This window comes from Crenothrix polyspora, assembly GCF_900163755.1.
In the GTDB taxonomy this organism is placed as follows: Bacteria; Pseudomonadota; Gammaproteobacteria; order Methylococcales; family Methylomonadaceae; genus Crenothrix; species Crenothrix polyspora.
Genome location: NZ_FUKI01000065.1, coordinates 1 through 3,458 on the forward strand (window position 1 = coordinate 1; position 3,458 = coordinate 3,458).

At 43.1% G+C, this 3,458-nt stretch carries 6 protein-coding genes and 1 pseudogene; 4 read left to right on the forward strand and 3 right to left on the reverse strand.

Annotated elements, in window-relative coordinates:
- Window positions 1-81: 81 nt before the first annotated feature.
- A pseudogene (locus CRENPOLYSF2_RS04090) lies at window positions 82-432 on the forward strand (aldehyde dehydrogenase family protein); the annotation flags it as partial.
- A gap of 95 nt (window positions 433-527) precedes the next feature.
- Here CRENPOLYSF2_RS04090 and CRENPOLYSF2_RS04095 read toward each other — a convergent pair.
- The 3 genes from CRENPOLYSF2_RS04095 to CRENPOLYSF2_RS04105 form a co-directional block, all read right to left on the reverse strand.
- On the reverse strand, window positions 528-1,070 hold the full coding sequence (locus tag CRENPOLYSF2_RS04095; RefSeq protein ID WP_087142691.1) for a hypothetical protein: 543 nt from the start codon (window positions 1,068-1,070) through the stop codon (window positions 528-530).
- 78 nt (window positions 1,071-1,148) lie between these two features.
- Complete coding sequence (locus CRENPOLYSF2_RS04100) at window positions 1,149-1,463, reverse strand: helix-turn-helix domain-containing protein (RefSeq protein ID WP_087142692.1); 315 nt, start codon at window positions 1,461-1,463, stop codon at window positions 1,149-1,151.
- The gene (locus CRENPOLYSF2_RS04105) at window positions 1,435-1,830 is read right to left on the reverse strand and encodes a type II toxin-antitoxin system RelE/ParE family toxin (RefSeq protein WP_087142693.1); all 396 of its coding nucleotides are present in this window, start codon (window positions 1,828-1,830) and stop codon (window positions 1,435-1,437) included. The genes CRENPOLYSF2_RS04100 and CRENPOLYSF2_RS04105 overlap by 29 nt, the downstream gene beginning before the upstream one ends.
- Before the next feature lie 245 nt (window positions 1,831-2,075).
- On the opposite strand from CRENPOLYSF2_RS04105, the gene CRENPOLYSF2_RS19135 reads away from it, so the two are divergent.
- The 3 genes from CRENPOLYSF2_RS19135 (at window position 2,076) to CRENPOLYSF2_RS04115 (ending at window position 3,430) form a co-directional block, all read left to right on the forward strand.
- On the forward strand, window positions 2,076-2,399 hold the full coding sequence (locus tag CRENPOLYSF2_RS19135; protein WP_245807890.1) for a hypothetical protein: 324 nt from the start codon (window positions 2,076-2,078) through the stop codon (window positions 2,397-2,399).
- 53 nt (window positions 2,400-2,452) lie between these two features.
- Entirely contained in the window at window positions 2,453-2,941 is a 489-nt protein-coding gene (locus tag CRENPOLYSF2_RS19140) for a L,D-transpeptidase family protein (RefSeq protein ID WP_245807891.1), read from the forward strand.
- Window positions 2,942-3,028: 87 nt separating this feature from the next.
- A complete protein-coding gene (locus CRENPOLYSF2_RS04115) occupies window positions 3,029-3,430 on the forward strand; it encodes a hypothetical protein (RefSeq protein WP_087142694.1) in 402 nt (133 codons plus the stop codon).
- Window positions 3,431-3,458: the final 28 nt, after the last annotated feature.

The following is a 3,458-nucleotide window of genomic DNA, read 5'->3' on the forward strand; positions in this document are numbered from 1 at the left end:
CAAAAAACGCAGCCAGTGCCGATTTGATATTGGGCTTACCCTGGAATTTAAAGTAGATACCAAAAATGGTTGCCCGGTATTCCAGCGGCGACAGAAGCCGATTGGCATAGCGAATATCTGGCGCCGATTCTGTCGGTGAAGATTGTTGAGGGTATTCAAGCCGCGATTGATCACATCAACCACTATGGCTCGGGGCATACGGACGGCATTGTGACGCAAAGTCTGGCGCTGGCTCGGCAATTTGAAGAGCGGGTGGATTCGGCATCGGTGATGATTAACGCTTCGACCCGATTATCAGGAGGCGGCGATTATGGTTTGGGTTCGGTAGTCGGCATCAGCACGGATAAGCTGCATGTGCGTGGTCCGGTCGGGCCTGACGAGCTAACCACCTATAAATGGGTGGCTTATGGGGATGGGCATTTAAGGAAATGAACAGTAATGTAGGGCGTATTAGCGGTAGCGTAATACAACGTAGGGTGGTTTAAAAACATCCATCTCAATACGTTTCACTATTGAGCCCTCCCGCGCTACTCATCAAAAAAACTTGATTCAGTTGAGTATTCGCTGCTTATAGCGTCAGTAAGCAAAGAATCTAATGATTCGCCTTGCTTAAGCTTTTCTACATGGCGATAGCTTAATTTTGCAAATTTCCCTTCAAGACAATTCGGGTCAGTTTGGTAGGTTTTATATTCATGCAGTATGCCTTCGACAGCCTTCAATTTTTTAGATAAAACGGTGCGTTGTGGATTCAGTTTTTCTTTGATGATATGGCTCAATTTTAAAGAAAGCAGCTCGGAATTTGCTAAATAACTTTTAAAAATGGCATTTGTATTGGCTTTTAAATTTTCATGATCAGCGTCAATAAGAGTGTCAATAAAAATATTGTTGATAATAATGACGCTGGCGTTGTCATACGCCTCAATCAGATAGTAATTTCCCGTTGCACCATCAAAATTCAACTCGTAGCTAGGTACTGTATCACCAATGTAATATCTATCTAAAACACAGTTGAGTTTTTTGGTTTGAATTTCTTTGCCTTCGTTAGTATAGAAACTATCGAACATTCCCATTATGTTCTCCTGATTTAATTGCCTAAATGAATTCCGCCCTCACACGTTTTATTTTGTCTTTGCCTTTACCCTACACGGCTAAAAAACGATTTCCAAGCCTTTTTCTTGCACTAAATGCAACAATTTAAGGGCTATTCCGGTTGGACGTTTTTGCCCCACTTCCCATTTTTGCACGGTAGAGACACTGGTATTTAACAGCGCGGCAAATACGGACTGACTGACATTGGCTTTTTCCCGAATTTGCTTAATTTGTTCGGGCTGTAAAGGTTCTATAGGCGGCAAACATAAGCGGTCAAATTCCCGCAAGGTGGTTTTATCCATCGCTCCGGCACGATAGAAACCTTGTGCAGTTTGGTGAACCACTTCAAGAATGGCTGATTGATTTTTTTTCATGGCATTCTACCTTGATGAGTTCGTTGGCACGTTCCAAATTTTCAATAATTTGCGGCGGGTAATGTAACAGTTCAACAGCTAATCGTTTTAACGCGGCTTGCTCTTTTTGACCTATATTGCTGCGGGTATTTTTTTCAAAACCGAAGACAAAAAACCAGTGGCTGCCTTTGTTGGTGGCAATTAATGTGCGAAAACCACCGCTTTTGCCTTGGCCTTGTTTGGCGATGCGTTTTTTAAACAACCCGCCGCCTAAATCTGCCTCATAAAGTCCAGCTTTCATTTCCTGCACTGCCTGACAAAGTGTGTAGGAGTTTAAATCCTGTTTCTTTGCCCAGTTATCAAACCAGTGAGTTTTGTAAATGTACATGTAGCTTGGTTTTAGTTACGCTAATGAACACAAAATATAGCACTAAGTGCAATCTTTATCAATATGTGAAAAACAGGCAAAAAAGGGTGGTTGAGTTCCATCCTTGGTTGTTTTTGAAATGGATTTCACTGCGTTCTACTCAGCCTACCTCGCTGCATGTCCGTGGTCCGGTTGGGTCTGATAAGTTGACAAGCTGTAAATCGGTAACTTATGGGGATGGGCATTTAAGGGGTTAGAAAACAGTTATGGATGTTAATAGTCTAAAATGTACAACAATCTCCAACCTCTTTATCTCGCACATTATAAAATCAACAAGCAAAATCATTGTCGGCTTAACCCTGAGAGCATTACTGGTCGCTTGCTCCGAATACCAGCCTATTAATAGGCCAAATGCCACACTGGTAAAACCTCGGAGTCAAATCAAGCCAAATTACATCCCGCATCCGCTAGGCGAAAGAACCGTAGAAGATATTATGCAAATTTACGGTACACATGTAACGCGCAAACTTAACAACTATTTCACCAAAGCCAAGGTATCTTTTCCTCCCAAAGCACCCTGGTCGCCTTAAAACAGGAAAAGAAACTGGAACTATGGGCTAAGGATAACAAAGAATTCCGCCTTATCCACACCTACGGCATTCAGGCTGCCAGTGGCGTAGCAGGCCCCAAATTGCGCCAAGGCGACAGGCAAGTGCCAGAAGGCGTTTACCGCATCGAGGGGCTGAATCCCAATAGCAATTACCACTTGTCCATGAAAATCAACTATTCAAACGAATTTGATTTGTTCCATGCTGAGGAGGAAGGACGCACTAATCCTGGTTTGGATATTTTCATTCATGGCTGGGCTGTCTCAATCGGTTGCCTAGCTATGGGTGATGAAACCATAGAAGAACTTTTTGTCCTCACCGCAAAAGTAGGTGCCGAAAATGTAAAAGTCGTGATAGCCCAGCACGATCCAAGCTCCTACCCATTAGAAAGCGATTCTGAACAACTTCCGGAATGGACAACGGAGCTTTATGACGATATTTCCGACGAAATCAATGACCTGTCAACTACGGCGAAGTCGGCGCAATCCATGGGGTCAGTCAGTATCAATGCTACTAATCAATAGCAAGTATTCACTACCGTACACTTTTTCCAAAGCTATTGCTATTTTTTAACAGTTTGATAATTTAGTGAATTTTTTCATAAAATCACCATGCTAAATTGTCACAAAGTTTATAGGGCTATACACCAGGCATTAATCAAAGCGCTGGGTATTGAAATGAAAGGCAACCAGGCCAGGCATATGAATATCATGGCAGGGTTTATTTGTGGGATCGTCCAAAGTGGTGAAGTCAAGCTGGCGGAAGTTGCCAGTGAGATACCCAAAGCAGGCCAGGAAGAAAGCAAAATCATGCAGTTGCGCCGTTGGCTTAAGAATGAAGCGGTAGATATTGATCTGTATTACCTGCCATATATCAAGCAGATATTGAAGGCACTCGCAAAACAAACGATAGTTCTGATTATTGATGGCAGCACGACAGCAAGCGGCTGTGTCACCTTGATGGTCAGCGTTCTCTATAAGGCCGACCGTAAGGATTCGTGCGTGTTTGGATAGTAGTGCTCTGTAACCCGCATTAAACCTG

Excerpts from the sequence above, each read along its gene's own strand:
- CRENPOLYSF2_RS04095 (WP_087142691.1), bottom strand. The coding sequence starts at position 1,070 with ATGGGAATGTTCGATAGTTTCTATACTAACGAAGGCAAAGAAATTCAA.
- CRENPOLYSF2_RS04100 (WP_087142692.1), bottom strand. The coding sequence starts at position 1,463 with ATGAAAAAAAATCAATCAGCCATTCTTGAAGTGGTTCACCAAACTGCA.
- CRENPOLYSF2_RS04105 (WP_087142693.1), bottom strand. The coding sequence starts at position 1,830 with ATGTACATTTACAAAACTCACTGGTTTGATAACTGGGCAAAGAAACAG.
- CRENPOLYSF2_RS19135 (WP_245807890.1), top strand. The coding sequence starts at position 2,076 with ATGGATGTTAATAGTCTAAAATGTACAACAATCTCCAACCTCTTTATC.
- CRENPOLYSF2_RS04115 (WP_087142694.1), top strand. The coding sequence starts at position 3,029 with ATGCTAAATTGTCACAAAGTTTATAGGGCTATACACCAGGCATTAATC.